General features: G+C 63.7%; 16 protein-coding genes, 2 tRNA genes and 1 other RNA gene. All 19 read right to left on the bottom strand.

What is annotated here, in order from left to right; genetic code table 11:
• Positions 1–6 precede the first annotated feature (6 nt).
• Positions 7–1,572, bottom strand: coding sequence for a ribonuclease Y (rny, locus tag JW876_03935; protein ID MBN1884659.1), 1,566 nt, complete (start codon positions 1,570–1,572; stop codon positions 7–9).
• A gap of 136 nt (positions 1,573–1,708) precedes the next feature.
• Positions 1,709–1,893: non-coding RNA, 6S RNA (gene ssrS / locus JW876_03930), on the bottom strand.
• Positions 1,894–1,965: 72 nt separating this feature from the next.
• Positions 1,966–2,262, bottom strand: a complete 297-nt coding sequence (locus tag JW876_03925; protein ID MBN1884658.1) for a cell division protein ZapA — start codon at positions 2,260–2,262, stop codon at positions 1,966–1,968.
• A 77-nt stretch (positions 2,263–2,339) separates the two neighbouring features.
• The gene (locus tag JW876_03920) at positions 2,340–2,624 is read right to left on the bottom strand and encodes a hypothetical protein (GenBank protein ID MBN1884657.1); all 285 of its coding nucleotides are present in this window, start codon (positions 2,622–2,624) and stop codon (positions 2,340–2,342) included.
• Positions 2,625–2,638: 14 nt separating this feature from the next.
• Positions 2,639–5,029 carry a phenylalanine--tRNA ligase subunit beta gene (locus JW876_03915; GenBank protein MBN1884656.1) on the bottom strand — a complete coding sequence of 797 codons (2,391 nt, stop codon included), beginning with the start codon at positions 5,027–5,029 and terminating at the stop codon, positions 2,639–2,641.
• Entirely contained in the window at positions 5,026–6,087 is a 1,062-nt protein-coding gene (gene pheS / locus JW876_03910) for a phenylalanine--tRNA ligase subunit alpha (GenBank protein MBN1884655.1), read from the bottom strand. The genes JW876_03915 and pheS overlap by 4 nt, the downstream gene beginning before the upstream one ends.
• Positions 6,084–6,440 (bottom strand): 50S ribosomal protein L20, encoded by a 357-nt coding sequence (rplT, locus tag JW876_03905; protein MBN1884654.1) that lies wholly within the window; start codon positions 6,438–6,440, stop codon positions 6,084–6,086. The genes pheS and rplT overlap by 4 nt, the downstream gene beginning before the upstream one ends.
• 58 nt (positions 6,441–6,498) lie before the next feature.
• Positions 6,499–6,693: a 50S ribosomal protein L35 gene (gene rpmI, locus JW876_03900; GenBank protein ID MBN1884653.1), complete on the bottom strand. Its 195-nt coding sequence runs from the start codon at positions 6,691–6,693 to the stop codon at positions 6,499–6,501.
• A gap of 3 nt (positions 6,694–6,696) precedes the next feature.
• Positions 6,697–7,284, bottom strand: coding sequence for a translation initiation factor IF-3 (gene infC, locus JW876_03895; protein MBN1884652.1), 588 nt, complete (start codon positions 7,282–7,284; stop codon positions 6,697–6,699).
• Positions 7,285–7,390: 106 nt separating this feature from the next.
• Positions 7,391–9,313, bottom strand: coding sequence for a threonine--tRNA ligase (thrS, locus tag JW876_03890; GenBank protein MBN1884651.1), 1,923 nt, complete (start codon positions 9,311–9,313; stop codon positions 7,391–7,393).
• 85 nt (positions 9,314–9,398) lie between these two features.
• Positions 9,399–9,475: transfer RNA gene (locus JW876_03885), tRNA-Val, on the bottom strand.
• A gap of 78 nt (positions 9,476–9,553) precedes the next feature.
• The gene (gene dnaK, locus JW876_03880) at positions 9,554–11,473 is read right to left on the bottom strand and encodes a molecular chaperone DnaK (GenBank protein MBN1884650.1); all 1,920 of its coding nucleotides are present in this window, start codon (positions 11,471–11,473) and stop codon (positions 9,554–9,556) included.
• 225 nt (positions 11,474–11,698) lie between these two features.
• The gene (locus JW876_03875; GenBank protein ID MBN1884649.1) at positions 11,699–12,019 is read right to left on the bottom strand and encodes a hypothetical protein; all 321 of its coding nucleotides are present in this window, start codon (positions 12,017–12,019) and stop codon (positions 11,699–11,701) included.
• A gap of 266 nt (positions 12,020–12,285) precedes the next feature.
• A complete protein-coding gene (locus tag JW876_03870) occupies positions 12,286–13,671 on the bottom strand; it encodes an HD domain-containing protein (protein ID MBN1884648.1) in 1,386 nt (461 codons plus the stop codon).
• A gap of 42 nt (positions 13,672–13,713) precedes the next feature.
• Positions 13,714–15,018 carry a Coenzyme F420 hydrogenase/dehydrogenase, beta subunit C-terminal domain gene (locus JW876_03865; GenBank protein ID MBN1884647.1) on the bottom strand — a complete coding sequence of 435 codons (1,305 nt, stop codon included), beginning with the start codon at positions 15,016–15,018 and terminating at the stop codon, positions 13,714–13,716.
• Positions 14,996–15,721 (bottom strand): methyltransferase domain-containing protein, encoded by a 726-nt coding sequence (locus tag JW876_03860; GenBank protein ID MBN1884646.1) that lies wholly within the window; start codon positions 15,719–15,721, stop codon positions 14,996–14,998. Before JW876_03860 ends, JW876_03865 begins: the two co-directional genes overlap by 23 nt.
• 73 nt (positions 15,722–15,794) lie before the next feature.
• Positions 15,795–16,652, bottom strand: coding sequence for a glycosyltransferase family 2 protein (locus tag JW876_03855; protein ID MBN1884645.1), 858 nt, complete (start codon positions 16,650–16,652; stop codon positions 15,795–15,797).
• 45 nt (positions 16,653–16,697) lie between these two features.
• Positions 16,698–16,785, bottom strand: a tRNA-Leu gene (locus tag JW876_03850).
• 103 nt (positions 16,786–16,888) lie between these two features.
• Positions 16,889–17,917, bottom strand: coding sequence for a PD40 domain-containing protein (locus JW876_03845; protein MBN1884644.1), 1,029 nt, complete (start codon positions 17,915–17,917; stop codon positions 16,889–16,891).
• Between the last annotated feature and the right edge of the window lie 85 nt (positions 17,918–18,002).

The following is an 18,002-nucleotide window of genomic DNA, read 5'->3' as shown; positions in this document are numbered from 1 at the left end:
GACGGATCATTTCGCGTAGTCGACGGCTCGCGTCTCCCGGATGACCACGACCTTGATCTGGCCGGGATATTCCATTTCCCCCTCGATCCGGTGCGCGATGTCGCTCGCCAGTTGGGTCGCCCGCTCGTCGTCGATGCGCTTGTGGCTCACGAGGATCCTGATCTCGCGCCCCGCCTGGATCGCGTAGGATTTCTCGACGCCGTCGAACGCGTCCGCGATCTTCTCGAGCTTCTCCAGCCGGCGGATGTAGTTCTCGAGCGTCTCCCGGCGCGCGCCCGGACGAGCGCCGGAGATCGCGTCGGCTGCGGAGACGACATGCGTGATCAGCGAAGTCGCCTCGACATCCTCGTGGTGTCCGGCCACCGCGTTGATGATCGTCTCGTTCTCGCCGTACCGCCTGACGAGCTCGGCGCCGATCTCCGCGTGGGGTCCCTCCATCTCGTGGTCGGCCGCCTTGCCGATGTCGTGCAGCAGACCGGCCCGCTTGGCGATGACCGGATCGAGGCCGAGCTGGCTCGCCAGCAAACTCGACAGCCAGGCGACTTCCTTTGCGTGCTGCAGGACGTTCTGGCCGTAGGAGGTCCGGTACTTCAGCCGCCCGAGGAGCTTTGCGAGCTCCGGATGGAGCGCGTGGATGTTCAGGTCGAGGCAGACCTGCTCGCCGACCTCCCTGATCTCGTCGAGAAGCTCCTTCTGGGTCTTTTCGACGATCTCCTCGATCCTGCCGGGATGGATCCGCCCGTCCTTCACGAGCTTCTGGAGGGAGAGCCTCGCCACCTCCCGCCTGATCGGATCGAATCCGGAAAGGATGACCGCCTCGGGCGTGTCGTCGATGATGACGTCGATGCCCGTCGCGTTCTCAAACGCCCGGATGTTACGCCCCTCGCGTCCGATGATGCGGCCCTTCATCTCGTCGTTGGGCAGATCGACCACCGAAACGGTCGACTCGACGACGTGGTCGGCGGCGCACCGTTCGATCGCGAGGGTGAGGATCTCCCTGCTCTTCTTCGTCGCGCTCCGTTCCGCCTCGTCCTTGATCTCCTTGATCCGCTTGGCCGCGAGGTGCCTCGCCTCGTTCTCGAGGTTGGTGATGAGGAGCTTTTTCGCCTCCTCGGTGCTCATCCCCGCGATCTTCTCCAGTTTCTCGTTCTGCCGGGCGAGCACGACGGACAGCTCGTCGTTCTTCTCCGAGATCGCCTGGAGCTTGCTCTCGAGGGTCTTCTGGCGGTCGTTCATCTCCTGTTCCCGCTTTTCGAGATAATCGACCTTGCGGTTGATGTTCTGTTCCTTCTCCTCGAGTCGCCGCTCCTCCTTGCGCAATTCCTGCCGTTTGTCGGCGGTATCGCGCTCGAACCGGAGCTTCGCCTGGTACCACTCGTCCTTCGCCTCGAGGATCGACGCCTTCTTCTGGTTCTCGGCTTCCCGTTGCGCCTCCGAGATGATGTTCTCGGCGAGCTTCTGCGTGTGCTTCAGATGGCTCTCCGAGATCTTCTTGTTGACGAACCAACCGAGGACAAAACCCAGAAAAAGAACGAGGATCCCCGCGGAGATATAGAAAAAGATGTTTTCCATCTCACCCGACCGGTCCGTGACCGGCGCGGCTCACCTCCATCATTTCGTTTCGACACATGGCAGAATACGCTTCCTGTATATGCGGATGAACGGAATCTCTTCTGCGGAGAGGAGGTTCGCCGGGCGGGAAAATGGAAAATTCCCCACGCTGTGCCGTGTGAGAAGTATCCTTTTAAGCCCTACAAACAAAGTGGATGTCCTCAGCGCCGCCTCGGTCTTCCCGCGAGTCGCGGGCATGGCGTCGACGGCCGCATATCGGACTTCCGGGCTCCAGGTGTTGGCAAAAAATAATCTTCTGCCTCACGAACACGGTAGGGAATTTCAATCCGTCGTGACTGTCTTCAGACTCGTCCCAGCGCATGTCTCCAACACCGGATCATGCGGACCGGGTCGTCACTTTTCCGCACCAACCTTGTCATCCAGCAGCTCGCTGAGTTTCAGTGCCTGCCGATCGAGCGCCCGGACGGTGTCGTCCTTCGACTCCCGCTCCTGGAACAGCTCGTCGGCGATATTGAGCGCAGTCAGTATGGCGATTCGGGACTGGGACATTATGCCGCTGGAATGGGCGATCTCCCTCATCTTCATGTCGACGTATCCCGCGATCTTGTGGATATATCGCGGATCGCCAACTCCCTTTATCTTATACTCTTGACCAAAAATCTCCACTTTTTCAGTGCTTGTTTCGGTCAATTCGATACACCTCTCAAGATCAATGCAGACGTCACACCCCGTTCCACACCCCGAAAGAGTCAGAGCACCCCGAAAGGCTAGATCTCCAGCCCCTCGAGCTTGCCCAGCATCTCCTCTATCTTGCCTTTGATCTCCTCTCTCGTTTTTTCGAAATCGCTTGCGTTTTCTCTTTCCTTCGTAAGCTCTTCAAGTCGCTGTGTCAACTCCTCGTTATGAATATACAGGTTTTCGATTTTCGCTTTCAACTCTTTATTGGCCGTTTCGAACTCATTTTTCTCGGCTCGCAGCCGCTCGATCAGCGTCGCTGCCCTGGTGATCTTCTCCTCGAGCATCTCGAGACCCGCAAGTCCCGTTTCCGACATGATTTCCCTCCGCTCTAATCGCTTCGAAGCGCCACGCCGAGCTCCCGCTCGAGCGCGGCGAGCACCTTTTCAATCTCCCGGTCGATCACCGCATCGTCGAGCGTTCCGGCCGGCGATCGGAAGGTCATCCTGAACGCGTAACTCCGGCGTCCCTCGCCGAGGCGATCGCCGCGATAGTAATCGAAAAGATTAATCGATTCAAGATGTTTCAATCGTTTCTTCAGAATGTTCCTTATGTCCCCGAACATGACCCGCTCTCCGGCGACGAGGCAGAGATCCCGCTTGACCGCCGGGTAGGGCACGACCCTGCAGAACCGTTCCTGCGAGGCTGCGCCGATCGGAATCGCGTCGAGGTTGACATCGAAGAAGAACACGGGCGACCCGATGTCCCAGCGACTTCCCGCGGATCGAGGAAGCAGCCCGTACTCGGCGATCCTCGCCCCCTTCAGCGCGCAGGCGAAGCGGAAACCGGCACCGGGAAGAGGATCGGTCGAGACATCGATCCCGAGACGCTCGATGAGGGCCTCAAGCGCGCCTTTCATGTCGAAGAAATCGACGTCCCGCTGCTCCTCCAGCCACGAGACGGGATTCGCCTTTCTCGCGAGGAGCGCGGTCAGGCGCGTCTCTTCGCGCGGCAGGCCGTTCCCGTTCCCCTCGGGAAGAAAGACCTTGCCGATCTCGAAGATCCGTATCCCGTCCTGCTCGGCGGGAGCGTTGCGCCTGACGACCTGGAGCATCCCGGGCAACAGCGAGGTGCGCATGGCGGACTGGGCCGCCGTGAGCGGGTTCGACAGAGAAACGAAACGCCGTCGCGGATCGTTCTCGTCCCACCCGCACCCCTCGGGATCCTCGGGATCCATGAAGGAGGAGGTCATTACCTGGGCGAAGCCCCTCGAGGCGATCCAGCGGCAGATCTCCTCCCTGCGGAGATCGGCCGCGTCCGGGTTCGCGAACACGTTCGCCCTTGGCGTCTCGTCCCGCCCGATGTTGTCGTATCCGTATGCCCGGGCGGCCTCTTCCACGAGATCGATCTCCTGCTGGACATCGCGCCGGAAGGTCGGCACTTCGACGTGGAGCACCGCTTTCTCCACGGTCGAGGCGAACTCGAGGCGCCCGATCATGCCGGCCAGGTCGTCGGCGGAGAGCTTCGTCCCCATGACCCGGTTCGCGTGCTTCACCCGCAGGTCGACGAGCCTCCGCCGTGTACGCGACTCGTCGGCGAGACGGTCGACGCACGCGGGCCTCGGGCGGCCGGCGCCGATCTCCTCGATCAGCCTGCAGGCGCGCTCGAGCGCGGCCAGGGTTCCACCCGCGTCCCCCTCGCGCTCGAACCGGTACGAGGCCTCGGTGTCGAGCTTCAGTCCGCGGCTCGCCGCCCTGACGCGCCGGGGATCGAACATCGCGCTCTCGAGGACGATCCGCGCGGTGTCCCCGCGCACCTCGGTGCTCTCGCCGCCCATGACTCCCGCGACGCCGACAGGCCGGTCGTCGCTGGTGATGACGAGCATCTTCCCGCCGAGCACGCGCCGGACGCCGTCGAGCGTGACGAGATCCTCTCCCTCGCGGGCGAGCCGCACACCGAGTCCGTCCGCCGGCAAGCGGTCGCGGTCATAGGCGTGGAGCGGCTGTCCGAGTTCGGCGAGAACGTAATTCGTCACATCAACGATGTTGTTGATCGGCTTGATCCCCGCCGCGACCAGGTCATCCCGGAGCCACTCCGGTGACGGCCCGATCCGCACGTCGTCGACGAAGGCCGCTGAAAAGCGCGGGCAATCGTCGGGATCGGCGATTTCGACGGGGAACCCGTCTCCCGGCTCGAGATGGAATCCCCCGGGCATGCGGAGGGCGCGCCGGTACATCGCGGCGACTTCCCGGGCTATCCCCACGTGGCTCAACTGATCCGGGCGGTTCGGCGTGATCTCGATGTCGATGATGACGTCGCCGCCGCCGCCGAGTTTGCCGGCGAGATCGGTCCCGGGCGCCTCCTCGAAATCGAGCTCCATGATGCCGGCCGCGTCCCCGCCGATGCCGAGTTCCCGCTCCGAACAGATCATGCCCTCGGAGACCTCGCCGCGGAGTTTCGTCTTCTTGATCTTGAGCCCGCCCGGCAATACCGCTCCCCGGACCGCCACCGGAACGGCGAGTCCGGCCCGGACGTTCGGCGCGCCGCAGACGATCGAGAGGTTCCGTTCCCCGCCGACATCGACGGTGCAGACGCTCAGCTTGTCGGCCATCGGGTGCCGGGCGCATTCGACGACACGTCCGAAGACGACGCCCTCGAATTCCGGACCCGCCTTCTCGATCCCCTCGACGTTCAAACCGAACATCGTCAGGTCGTGAGCGAGCATCTCGGGCGTCTCCTCGATATCGACATACCGGGACAGCCAGCGAAGGCTCACCTTCATTCGATCACCCCCGACCACGTCCGGTTCCAGAAACGCCCGAGGAACCGCAGGTCGTTCTGCAGGAAGAGCCGGATGTCGTCGATGCCGTATTTCAGCATCGCGACCCGGTCGATTCCCATGCCGAAGGCGAAACCGGTATAGGCGTCCGGATCGTACCCCGCGTTGCGGAAGACATTCGGATGCACCATCCCGGCGCCCATGATCTCGATCCATCCCGTCTTCTGGCAGATCGAACATCCCGCGCCCCCGCAGGCGAAACAGGTCATGTCGGCCTCGGCGCTCGGTTCGGTGAAGGGGAAGAAATGCGGGCGGAACCGCACGCGCGCGTCGCTCCCGAAATACTGCTGGACGAACCACGTGACGTCGTTCCGGAGATCGGCCAGGGAAATGTCACGGTCCACGCAGAGCCCCTCGACCTGGTGGAACTCGGCGGCGTGCGACGGGTCCGGCGTCTCGCTGCGGTACACGCGCCCCGGGGCGATGATCCTGAGCGGCGGATCGTGTTTTTCCATGAAACGGACCTGGACGGGAGACGTCTGCGTGCGAAGCAGGATGTCGTCGTTGACGTAGAAGGTGTCCTGCAGATCCCGCGACGGGTGGTCGGGCGGGAAATTGAGCGCTTCGAAGTTGTAGTAGTCCAGTTCGACGTCCGGGCCCTCGGCGAGCGAATAGCCCATGCCGGCGAAGATCCGCTTGACCTCGTCGAGGGTCCGGTGGAGTATGTGCAGTCCGCCTTCCCAGCGACGCCGCCCCGGAAGGGTCGGGTCGCCGGGATAGGGCTCGCTCTCCTCGGCCGCGCAGGCGAATTCGCCGTTGCGCGCATCGAGCGCCTCCTGGAGACGCGTTTTCGCCGCGTTGATGAGTTCCCCGATGACGGGCCGTTCCTCGGCGGAGAGCGTTCCGATCGACCTGAGCAGGGACGTGATCAATCCCTTCCGTCCGAGATACCGGACTCGCGCCTCGTCGAGAGACTGTTCATCGACCGACTCCCGGAATGCCCGGAGCGCGGATGCCTCGAGTTCGGCGATCCGCTCCCGGTCGACGCGGTCACCCTTCATGAAAGAGATTCCTTCGCGATCTCCGCGAGCCGCGTGAAGCTCTCCGGCTCGTTCAGGGCCATGTCAGCGAGCACCTTGCGGTTGATCTCGATGTCCGACTTCTTCAGGCCGTCGATGAACCGGCTGTAGCTCATGCCGTTCAGCCGCGCGGCCGCGTTGATGCGCGCGATCCAGAGCTTCCGGAAATCGCGCTTCTTCGCCCGGCGATCGCGGTATGCGTAGGCAAGGGCGCGGTTGACGGCCTCACGGGCGGTGCGGTAGAGCTTGCCCCGCCCGCCGGTGAATCCCTTCGCCTGCTTGAGTACCTTTTTCTTTCTCCGGTTCGATGCGACGCTGTGTTTCGTTCTCGGCATACGTCGTGCCTCCAGATACGCTCACGATGCGATGTTCATGGGATTGGTGCGCGGGCGGCTATTTGCCAAGCATCCGCTTGACCCGCCGGGCGTCTGCCCCGTTGACGGTCGTGCCCTGGCGGAGACCACGCTTCCGCTTGCTCGATTTCTTGGTCAGGATGTGACTCGCGTATGCTTTGCTACGCTTGATCTTGCCCGTGCCCGTCAACTTGAAGCGCTTCGCGGCGCCTCGATTCGTCTTGATTTTCGGCATTCCTCACGATCCCCCTTTCTTCTCGGAGCGGGGTCCGAGGATCATGGATATGATCCTGCCGGTCCGAACGGGTTCCTTTTCGAGAACGGCGATATCCTTGAACCGCTCCTGTACCTGCTGAAGCATCTTGAATCCGCGGTCGAGATGTTCCATCTCCCGGCCCCGGAACATGACGGTGAATTTCACCTTGTCGTGCTCCTCGAGAAACTCCTCGGCATGGCGCATCTTGAAGGCCATGTCGTGCTCCTCGATTTTCGGTCGGAGCTTGATCTCCTTCAGGTGCGTCACGTGCTGTTTCTTCTTGGATTCACGCGCTTTCTTGCTCTGCTCGTACTTGTACTTCCCGTAGTCCATGATCTTGCACACGGGGGGACGGACGTTCGGAGCGATCTCAACGAGATCGAGTCCCTTCTCCTGGGCGATCTGCTTCGCCTCGAGGGTCGGGAGCACGCCGAGCTGCTCACCGTTCTCGTCGATCACTCGGATCTCCGCGATCCGGATCATCTCGTTGACTCTGGTGCGCTGTACTCGTTCGCGCGGACGCTTGAATTTGATACGTTGACCTCCTGCAAAAAAACGGGCGGGTAGCATTCCACCCGCCCGTCAGATTCCGGGATCCAGTGAAACCCTACCGGTGCAACCAAGACCGTAAGGTGAGGAGCATCGCTCCTGCTTGCCTTCTTGTCGAACCGTAATATTACGCTTTGCGGGCCACCTCGTCAACCAGTTCGGCGACGAATTCCTCTATTTTTTTCGCCCCGAGGCGTCCCTTCTTCTTGGAGCGCACGTCGAGCGTGCCCGTTCCGGCCTCCTTCTCGCCGACGACCGCCATGTACGGTATCTTCTGCAACTCGGCCTCCCGTATCCGGTAGCCGAGTTTCTCCTCCCGCAGGTCGGCGTCGGCGCGGAGCCCCGCCTCACGGATCCGCCCGACGAGTTCGCGGGCGTAGTCGTGGTAGTCGGGACCGACGGGGATCACGCGGACCTGCTCCGGGGCGAGCCAGAGCGGGAATTCTCCCGCGTAATGCTCGGTAAGCGTGCCGATGAAGCGCTCGATCGAACCGAGCAGCGCCCGGTGTATCATGTAGACGTAATCCTTGGTGCCGTCCGGCTTGACATACTGGACGTCGAACCGCCGGGGCAGGTTGAAATCGAACTGGATCGTCGTCGCCTGCCATCCGCGTCCGATCGCGTCGATCAGCTTGATGTCGATCTTGGGCCCGTAGAAGACAGCCTCCCCGGGCATCGTCTCGTAGGGGACGTTCCGCTTCTCGATCGCCTTGAGCAGGGCCGCCTCGGCCATGGCCCATTCCGTCTCCGACCCGGCGTACTTGTCCATGTTTCCTGGATCGTGAGCGCTCAGTTCCACCTTGTACTCGCTGAAACCGAAGGCGGTCAGCATGTCGTGGGCGAAGCTGAAACAGCCGTCGACCTCTTCGTCGAGCTGCTCGGGCGTGCAGAAGATGTGCGCGTCGTCCTGCGTGAATCCGCGGACGCGGAGCAGGCCGTGGAGCGTGCCCGAGCGCTCGTTCCGGTAGACGGTTCCCAGCTCCGCGTACCGTATCGGCAGGTCGCGGTAGGAATGCAGCTTGCTCTTGTAGACGAGGATGTGGGCCGGGCAGTTCATCGGCTTGAGGACGAACTGCTGTTCGTCGTCGTTGATGATGAACATGTTCTCGCTGTAGAAATCGAGATGTCCCGAGGTCCGCCAGAGCTCGCTCCGGGCGATGTGCGGCGTGAGGATCACGTCGTAGCCGCGGCGCCGATGCTCGTCTTTCCAGTAGTTCTCGATCGTCTCGCGAAGCAGGTAGCCTTTCGGGAACCAGAAGACGAGCCCTCCGCCGGCGTCCTCCTTGATGTCGAAGAGGCCGAGTTGCGGACCGAGAACGCGATGGTCGCGACGCTTCGCCTCCTCCCGCCGGGAGAGGTCGGTCTCGAGGTCGGCGGCGGTGAAGAACGCGGTGCCGTATATCCGCTGGAGCATCTCGCGATGCTCGTCGCCGCGCCAGTAGGCGCCGGCCGCCGAGAGGAGCTTGAAGCCCTTGGCCATGCGTATGTCGGGAACGTGCGGACCCGCGCAGAGATCGGTGAACGCGCCGAGACGGTAGATCGAGACCGTCTCGACGTCGAGGTCCCGGATCAGTTCCACCTTGAAGGGCTGGCCCGCCTTCTCGAAGAGGGCGATCGCCTCGTCGCGAGGCATTTCCTCCCGCAGGAACTCGAGCCCACCTCCGTCGCGGAGCTCGACCATCCGGGCCTCGATCCTCTCGAGATCCTCGGGCGAGAAGGTGCCGTCGACGAGGAAGTCGTAGTAGAAGCCGTCGGCGATCGACGGCCCGATCGCGAAACGGACGCCAGGGAAGAGTTCCTGCACGGCGAGGGCCATGAGATGCGACACGCTGTGCCGGAGAACGTGAAGCGACTCGTCGTCCCCGGTCGTCAGAACCCGGAACTCCCCCCCCGTCTCGACTGTCCTGCCGAGATCGAGCGTCGCGTCGCCTATCTTCACGGCGACCGCCTTCTTGCGAACGCCCTGCGGCAGGCCCGCGAGGAGATCGGCGATCGGCGTCCCCGAAGCGATCTCTTTCCTCGATCCGTCCGGATAGATGATTTCAGGCATGATGCACAATCCCGTCCGAAAGGTCCGACGGCCCGCCGTCCGGCCTTCGCTCGCCCGGATCGACCGTCTTCTCGTCAAAAAAAAATGGTGGGCGATACTGGATTCGAACCAGTGACCTCTTGCATGTCAAGCAAGCACTCTAACCAACTGAGCTAATCGCCCACTCATCGGTCCCATCAGTCTAAGCAAATCTCCCCGGCCGGGCAACAGAAAAGATGCCCGGCCGGATGTTTCGCCGCTCTATTTCCGTTCGTCGTCGTCGATGACCTCGTACTCGGCGTCGACGACATTCCCGTCCTTCTCTTTTCCGTCCTTCGGCGGCTCCTCGGCGGCCGCTCCGTCCGTCCCGTCCCCCTGCGGGCCGGCCGTCTGCTGGTACATGACCTGCGCGACCGCCTGCCACGCCTTGTTGTACTCGTCGATCGCCTTCCTGATCCGCGCTTCGTCGTCGCCTTTCGCGGACTCCTTGAGCTCCTCGAGCTTCCGCCTGATCACCTCGGCGTCCTTCTCGGGGATCTTCTCCCGGTACTCCTCGAGCTGCTTCTCCGTCTGGAAGACGAGCGCGTCGGCCTGGTTCCGCAGGTCGACGAGCTGCCGTTTCCGCTTGTCATCCGCCTCGTGCGTCTTCGCCTCGTCGACCATCCGTTCGATCTCGTCGGCGGAAAGCCCGCTCGACGGCTGGATGATGATCTTCTGTTCCTTCTCCGTCGCCCGATCCTTGGCCGAGACGTTCATGATCCCGTTGGCGTCGATGTCGAAGGTCACCTCGATCTGCGGCACGCCCCGCGGGGCGGGCGGTATGCCGGCGAGCTGGAAACGGCCGATCGATTTGTTGTCGACGGCCATCTCGCGCTCTCCCTGGAGCACGTGTATCTCCACGGTGGTCTGGCTGTCCGCCGCCGTCGAGAAGGTCTCGCTCTTGCGCGTGGGTATCGTCGTGTTGCGCGAGATCAGCCGCGTCATGACGCCGCCGAGCGTCTCGATACCGAGCGAGAGCGGCGTGACGTCGAGGAGCAGGACGTCGTGGACGTCCCCCGCAAGCACGCCTCCCTGGATCGCGGCGCCGAGCGCGACGACCTCGTCGGGATTCACGCCACGGTGCGGCTCGCGTCCGAAGAGCTCCCTGACCTTCTCCTGGACGGCGGGGATCCTGGTGGAGCCGCCGACGAGGATGACCTCGTCGATGGCGGAGGGTTCGAGCCCGGCGTCGCGGAGCGCGGAGGTGCACGGCTGGACGGTCCGCTCGATGAGATCGGCGGTAAGGGCCTCGAACTTGGCCCGCGTGATCTTCACGTTGAGATGCTTCGGACCGCTCGCGTCCGCCGTGATGAACGGCAGGTTGATATCGGCCTGCGGCGTCGACGAGAGTTCGCATTTCGCCTTCTCGGCGGCGTCCTTGAGCCGCTGAAGCGCCATCGCGTCCTTCGAGATGTCGATCCCCTGTTCCTTGCGGAACTCGGCCACGAGCCAATCGATCACGCGCTGATCGAAGTCGTCGCCGCCGAGATGCGTGTCGCCGTTCGTCGACTTGACCTCGAAGACGCTGTCGCCCAGCTCGAGGATCGATATGTCGAACGTCCCGCCGCCGAGGTCGAAAACGGCGATCGTCTTCTCGCCCTTCTTGTCGAGGCCGTACGCGAGCGCGGCCGCGGTGGGCTCGTTGATGATCCGGGCGACCTCGAGACCCGCGATCCTGCCTGCGTCCTTCGTCGCCTGCCGCTGGGAATCGTTGAAGTACGCGGGAACGGTGATGACGGCCTTCGTGACCGGCTCGCCGAGGTACTTCTCCGCGGCTTCCTTGAGATACTGCAGGACCATCGCCGAGATCTCCGGCGGGGAGAATTCCTTGTCTCCAGCGCGGACCCGCGCGTCGCCGTTCGGCCCCTCGACGACGGTGTACGGCACCTCGGAGATCTCCGTTCCGACCTCGCCGAACTTGCGGCCCATGAAGCGCTTGATCGAATAGACGGTGTTGCCCGGGTTGGTCACCGCCTGACGCTTGGCGAGCGTGCCGACGAGCTTCTCTCCGTCCTTGAACCCGACGACCGACGGGGTCGTCCGGTCTCCCTCGGGATTGGGAATGAGTACGGGTTCGGACCCCTCGATGACCGCCACGCAGGAATTCGTCGTTCCGAGATCGATACCTATGATCTTCGACATGTCGTTACTTCCTTTCTTCATCCGATCGTCAATCGTATTCGCCGTGTCTGCGCACTGCGACCTCGATATGAACAAACAAGAGGCGTGCCACCACCCGGCACGATTCGCAACCTTGTATCTATCAATATTGCAATGGATTAACTATCTGGCGGCGGGACGTCCCGGCTCTATCCTCCCGGACTCTGCCGCCGGCCCATGACAGGAAGGTCATAATGGCAGATTATGTCAGTCTGTCTGGCATGCGTCGTCATCGTTTTCCGCGTCGAATCGGCATCGGATGCTCCCCGATTCCATGCGCAGGATGATCTCCTTGCAGATGTCGAAGTTCCGTCTCGCCATGTCGCTGTACGAGTAGTACGCGCACTGCCCCCGGCGGTCGCACCGGTTTTTCGAACGGCAGTTGATCAGCTGCGCGACGATCCAGGAGGAAAGATACTCGTGCTCGTCCACCGACCAGCGATCAGCTCCCCGCTCCGCGTCGTGCTTGTGATGGTAGGGCATCAGCTGCCGCCGCATCTCGTCTATCAGCCGCCGGAGTCTCGACATCGCATCTTCCTTTCGTGGCGATTTTCTGTCTCGTTCGAGCGACTACGACCATCCCCCGGGGACGGTCATGACATGCCGTTTCGTTCCATTTCCGCTCCGCCTGCTTTTTTCCGTTGACGGACATAGGTGTTTCACCCTATATTCTGTTCACGGAAAGGTCCCGCGATCTAATTTCGTCCGGAACAACCCACCGGGCGTTCGGCAGCAGCGGATCTCGTCTACCGACGCAAGCTTGTTGCCCCTGACACCAGATCGTGGGATCTTTCCTAATGTTCCTTTCGCTCTCCCGTCTCCGCCATCCCCGCCAGTTCGTCGAGCAGAATCGGCCGCGTGTTCTTCCGCGGATCCTCGAGAACGATTTCGAGCAGCCTGTCGAGGACGCGGCCGACCACCGGCCCCCCCTTCACGCCGAGAACGCGCATCACGTCCCGTCCGTCGACGGCGAGAGCGGATCTCGTGAAAGCCGCCCGCCCCTCGATAAGGCGGTCGATGCGGCACCGGGTCTCTTTGAGCCGACGAAGGCCTTCCCCGTCGTCGCGCGAGGCGAGATCCGCCGCCGCGAGCGAGAAGAGATCGTCGATGTACACCTCGCCGACGCGTGCGATGAACCGCCTGACCGCCGCATCCGACCACTCGTCCGTTATGTCGAACATGTGGCACGCCACGAGGTGGACGACCCGCGAGAGGATGCCTCCCGGATACCGGAGCCTCTCCAGCACGTCGCCCGCAAGCCGGGCGCTCTCCGCCTCGTGGCCCCAGAAGACGACTCGCCCCTCCACTTCCCGTCTCATCGGAGGCTTGCCGAGGTCGTGCAGGAGAGCCGCCCAGCGAAGGACGAGATCGTGCCCGACGCCGTCGCAGGTCTTCAGGCTGTGCGTGAATACGTCGTCGATGTGGTATTCGTTCTGGGTGACGCCCACCGTCGCCGCGAGTTCCGGCAGCACCCCGGAGAGCAATCCCGCCTCTTGCATGAAGAAGAACCCGGCCGACGGCGACGCGGCGCGGATCATCATCTTGTCGAGTTCCATGCGTATTCGTTCCGGCGCCACGGCAGAGAGCAGTGCGGCGTCCCTTCGCATCTGTTTGATCGTCTCGGTCGTCGCCTCGAGATCGAACCGCGCGAGCATCTGGACGCCTCGCAATATCCGCAGCGGATCCTCGACGAAGGATTTCTGACGGTTGACCCGGAGCCGGCGAGCCGCGATGTCCGTCCGACCCCCGAGGGGGTCGACGAACCGGTGCTCCCCGAGATGAACGGCCATCGAATTGATCGTGAAGTCCCGTCGGAGCAGATCCTCCTCTATCGGGATCGACGGATCGAAATCGACATCGAAGTCCCGGTGGCCGGTACCCGTCGAGACCTCACGCCGCGGCAACGAGACGTCGACGGTGCTCCCCGCCGCCGGCGTGAATTTCACGACGCCGAACGTCCGGCCTACGAGATCGACCGAACCGTACCGGGACAGGATATCGAGAAGTCGGTCGAGCGGCAGAGCCGTCACGACGTAGTCGTCGTCGATCGAGCGCCCCGCCTCGCCGATGAGATGATCGCGCACGGCGCCGCCGACGAGAAAGAGCCCGCCTTCACCGAGGACCGCCCTCTCCCACGCGTGCAGCTCGCGCCCCAGGAATCTTCCCGGTTCTCCGTTCATGCAGGGAAGGGTAACGGAGGTGCGGCGGCGGGTCAATAGCCGTCAGCGCCCGGCTGTCCGCCTCATCCAGAGTCGTCTGGCGAGGCGGAAGGCGCCGCCCAGCGCCCCCGCCGGCAACAGCCGGAAGAGGGCCCGCGCCGGCTTCGTGGCGAGAATGAGGAACTGGAGGGAAACGGCGACCTCGCCGGCGCGGCGCCGGATCGACGCGTGCGGCGCCGCCCGGTCGTACCGTGGGGTCTTCACGCCCCATCCCCGCCAGAGTCGCAGGCGGAGAAAGGCGCCCCGTTTCTTCAGATCAAACCCGTGGGAATGCATCCGTTCGGCGTCGCCGACCGTGATCTCTTCGCAGACGATCGCTCCTGACGCGGTCGCGGCCTCGACGATCCGTTCTCCGGCGACCGTTCGTGCGAGCAGGATCGACCAGCCCTCCTCTCCCCTTCCCTCCCGTGCCCATCCGTCCCCGACGGAAAGGTCGGCGAGTTCGTTCGTCAGATCGATGCAGAAAAGGCATCGCCGGTTCACCCAGAACGGGATCGCCTGGTTGAAATCGAGCTTCGACATGCTCGCCGTGCGGCCGTCCCTCGTTCGTACGTGGAAAAACCCCGGCCACGGACCCTCCCGGTATCGCAGCCGTTCGATATCCTCGACGCGCTTGATACCGAGTTTCCCCAGCATGGCCCGGGTCGCTTCGTAATAGAGGTTGTTGCCGCAATACACGCCGATCACCGGCGCGATCTCGAAACCGGCCGACCAGCCGGCCGACTCGAGTTTCCGCAGCCCGTGCACGTGGCAGGGGAGCCCGACATACGCATACCGGCCCGCACGCCCCCGAAGCCCGGAGAGGACCGTGTTCAGGGGGCTGAGGTGGTATCTGCTCTGCGAGGCGGCGAGAATGTCCTCGCGCGTCCGCGCGATCGCGCCTTCTCCCCGCCACGGCTCCCCGGCGGCGTCGCCGAAGACGACGGCCCCGGCGGTCTCTTTCGACTCGACGAGGCGAAGCAGCAGGGCCGTTATGACTCCTCCGCTCGCGCCGCCGCGCCTCACCGACGGATCGACGGCATGCGCGAGCCACGCGGTGCGCACGACGCCGAGCAGCTCGTTCCGGGCCCGCTCCCCGAAGAGGGACTCCTCGAGCGGGCCGAAATCGACTTCCCCCCCGGGGCATCCGGCGAGACAGGAACCGCACGACGTGCAATCGTCCCCCGCGACGGGGAGGCAACGCCCCGTCGGGTCCGCGATCGAGAGGTTCCCCGTCGGGCACGCGCCGACGCACGTCCCGCATCGGGTGCACAGCCCCCTCTCGACGATCGTCTCGAGCAGGATGTCACAGGGTCGCCGAGCAGACATAGAACTGCCGGATGCCGAGGCTCGCCAGGGGGCCCGATCCGAACAACCTGCCCAGCTGGACATCGAGACGCTCCATACGCATCCCGCCGAACGGGATGAACAGCGTCCCCTCATGGTCGAGCAGATCGAAACCCGCTTCCCGCAGCATCCGTTTCACCTCCCCCGGCGCGAGAAACCGGTGCGGCCCCTCGCCGTGATGGAACCGCAGCATCGAATTCAGCACGCTCGTCCATTCGGCGAAGGCCGGCGGCAAACTCATGACGAGCTGACCGCCCTCCACGAGCACCCTGCGCAGCTCCCGAAGGAAGATGAGCGGGTCGGGAACGTGTTCGAGCGTCTCGAGGGACATCGCGATATCGAAGGAATCGTCGGGAAAGGGCAGTTCGTGCAGCGATGTCTGCACGTGGGTTTCTTCCGGATGCAGTCGCCGGCTGCCCCGGAGCATCTCGAAGGAGAGATCGGCGTTCACCAGCCGGATACCGGGACATGCGCGGCGCAGCCACGGCACGCCGTCGCCGATCCTCGACCAGACGTTGAGGATCCGCGCGCCGTCCCGCAGGTCGAGTCGCGAGATCGCCCCCCTGAACCGCTGCGTGTGGACACGGTCCATCAGGTCGTTCGCACGCTCGTATTCGTGGACGGCGACCCCGTCCCAGAACAGACGCACCTCGTCCATGGTGAAACGGTTCTCGTATGCGCTCATGTATCTTCCCCCGCCGTCCCGGACGCAGGATACCCGACGGCCCTTCCCCGGGGCTCTTCGAAAGCGGGGCCGGTCATCCCGGGTGCCGTTCGCGCCTGATCGCGGAAATCTGGTCCGCGAAGATCCCCATGAAGAAGACGAGCACGCTCGTCAGGATCGCCAGCATGCCCATGTTCGGCGCTCGTCGATAGGCGACGATACCGTAGATGGTGAAGAGCGCGCCGGCCAGGAAGAGAACGATGGAGACCGGCATGAACACCTTGAGCGGGTTGAAGAGCACGATCACGCGCACGATCAGAAGGAAGGTCTTGTAGCCGTCGCCGAAGAACCTGACGTTGCTCGCCCGGCCGATCCGCTCCTCGGTCCTGATCGGCACGTATTTGACGCTGTATCCCGCGCGGAGATAGGCCAGCGTGATCGTCGTCGTGAAGGAGAAGCCGTTGGGACAGATGTGCAGGAATTCCCCGACCGTCTTCTTCGTGAAGACGCGGAATCCCGAGTTGAGATCCGGGATCCGCACGCCGCTCAGGTAGTCGGCGACCATCGAGAGCAGCTTCTTCCCCGGCGCCCGGATTCCGCCCGCTTTCCGGCGCTGCCCGACGACCATGTCGTGCGTCCCGGCGTGCTCGAGGAGGCGATCGAGATCTTCGGGACGATGCTGGCCGTCAGAGTCCATCATCACGATCGTCTCGTGGGAGGCGTTCCGTATCCCCGCCTTGAGCGCTGCTCCGTATCCCTTGTTGTACGGCTGGCTGACCAGGCGCGCTCCGGCCTTGCGGACGATCGAGGCCGTTCCGTCGGTCGATCCGTCGTCGATGACGAGGACCTCCCAGCCCCGCTCGCGGGCGATCGGAACGAGATTTCCGAGAAAGGAGTCCAATCCCGATTCCTCGTTGAATGCCGGGATGATGATCGATACGGCACGTTCCATGTGGGTTGTCCTGTCCGTTCGTCGGGGAAACGATGCGCGTCGTCCTGGTGCCGGGGGCGGGAATTGAACCCGCACGGTGCGTTGCACCAGCGGATTTTAAGTCCGCTGCGTCTACCAGTTCCGCCACCCCGGCACGCGCCATACTCTACGCCGGAGAAACTGTCGCATCAAGGGAAAAGCCGACGCAAGGCGCATGTCCGCACCCGGAGGCGAGACACGATAGCACACACGGTTGTTTACCGATCGTCCGGCGTCGGCCGGAGATCCTCGATCACCGCGGCGTCGATCCACCAGATGTCCGCGTTCCCGTTGCCCGGTCGACCCTGCGCCTGTTCGAGGAACGCGGCGTTTAGCCGTCCCCCGTCGGGCTTTTCCGTCGTACGGGACGACATGAAGAAAAGATAGCGCCCGTCCCGCGACACGAACGGGGACCATTCCCGCCCCGTGGCGGCATTCACCCGTGCGCCGAGATTGAACGGGCCCCTCCAGGAGTCGTTTGCCCCGCGGAACGAGACGTAGTAGTCGGCGCCGCCGAGATTGTCCTCCCGGCCGACGACGCACACGATGATGTAGCTTTCGTCCGGCGCGATGAAGGCGTTGAACCGGTCGTCGCCCGCGTTCACCTCGGCGGGGAGGATCTCCGGCTCGGCGTATTCGCCGTCGACGAAACGCGATCGCATGATGTATTCAACGCGCGCCCCCTGCTCCCGCCGGTTGAAATAGAGGGTGCCGTCGTTCGTGACGGAGGGAAAGAACTCCGCGCCCGACGTGTTCACCGGCAGGCCGAGGTTGCGCGGTTCGCTCCAGCCGTCCGCGACGCGGTCCATCACCCAGATGTCCTGATCGCCGGCTTCGGTCTCCCCCGCCGACGTATCCGGCCGCGTCGAGAGGAAGAAGAAACGCGATCCGTCCGGGGAGATGCACGGTTCGAGATCGAGATGCCCCGGGTCCCGCGAAAAGGGCGCCACCTCGGGCTTTGACCAGACGCCGTCGACCAGTCTCGTCTGCATGATGGCGCTGTAGGCGTAGGGGCCGACGATGCGTCCGAAGTAGATCTCGGAGCCGTCGGGCATCATCGCGATATCGCGCTCGGATGCCCCGGTCGAGACGATACCCGGCGCGAAGATCGCGGCCGTCGTACCGGGCGGAGCACAACCAAGCCATGGAACGTTTGTCGCCTTCGATCCGCCGCCTCCGGCGCATCCGTTCGAAGCGAGGGCGAGCATCGCGGCGATTGCCGCCGTGACCACCGTCCGTGAAGGCATGCGTTCTCCTTTCGATCGGTCTCGCCGTGATCCGCCGCGCGGGACGGCCCGAACCCGCCCGCGATCGATGCCGGTCTTCCGGGGA

Source organism: Candidatus Krumholzibacteriota bacterium, assembly GCA_016931295.1.
In the GTDB taxonomy this organism is placed as follows: domain Bacteria; phylum Krumholzibacteriota; class Krumholzibacteriia; order Krumholzibacteriales; family Krumholzibacteriaceae; genus JAFGEZ01.
This window is presented reverse-complemented; position numbering and strand designations above follow the sequence as displayed.

Bases quoted from the DNA above. Each gene is read 5' to 3' on its own strand.
- rny (MBN1884659.1), bottom strand. From the start codon at position 1,572: ATGGAAAACATCTTTTTCTATATCTCCGCGGGGATCCTCGTTCTTTTT.
- JW876_03920 (MBN1884657.1), bottom strand. From the start codon at position 2,624: ATGTCGGAAACGGGACTTGCGGGTCTCGAGATGCTCGAGGAGAAGATC.
- JW876_03915 (MBN1884656.1), bottom strand. From the start codon at position 5,029: ATGAAGGTGAGCCTTCGCTGGCTGTCCCGGTATGTCGATATCGAGGAG.
- pheS (MBN1884655.1), bottom strand. From the start codon at position 6,087: ATGAAGGGTGACCGCGTCGACCGGGAGCGGATCGCCGAACTCGAGGCA.
- rplT (MBN1884654.1), bottom strand. From the start codon at position 6,440: ATGCCGAGAACGAAACACAGCGTCGCATCGAACCGGAGAAAGAAAAAG.
- rpmI (MBN1884653.1), bottom strand. From the start codon at position 6,693: ATGCCGAAAATCAAGACGAATCGAGGCGCCGCGAAGCGCTTCAAGTTG.
- infC (MBN1884652.1), bottom strand. From the start codon at position 7,284: ATGCTACCCGCCCGTTTTTTTGCAGGAGGTCAACGTATCAAATTCAAG.
- thrS (MBN1884651.1), bottom strand. From the start codon at position 9,313: ATGCCTGAAATCATCTATCCGGACGGATCGAGGAAAGAGATCGCTTCG.
- dnaK (MBN1884650.1), bottom strand. From the start codon at position 11,473: ATGTCGAAGATCATAGGTATCGATCTCGGAACGACGAATTCCTGCGTG.
- JW876_03875 (MBN1884649.1), bottom strand. From the start codon at position 12,019: ATGTCGAGACTCCGGCGGCTGATAGACGAGATGCGGCGGCAGCTGATG.
- JW876_03870 (MBN1884648.1), bottom strand. From the start codon at position 13,671: ATGAACGGAGAACCGGGAAGATTCCTGGGGCGCGAGCTGCACGCGTGG.
- JW876_03865 (MBN1884647.1), bottom strand. From the start codon at position 15,018: ATGTCTGCTCGGCGACCCTGTGACATCCTGCTCGAGACGATCGTCGAG.
- JW876_03860 (MBN1884646.1), bottom strand. From the start codon at position 15,721: ATGAGCGCATACGAGAACCGTTTCACCATGGACGAGGTGCGTCTGTTC.
- JW876_03855 (MBN1884645.1), bottom strand. From the start codon at position 16,652: ATGGAACGTGCCGTATCGATCATCATCCCGGCATTCAACGAGGAATCG.
- JW876_03845 (MBN1884644.1), bottom strand. From the start codon at position 17,917: ATGCCTTCACGGACGGTGGTCACGGCGGCAATCGCCGCGATGCTCGCC.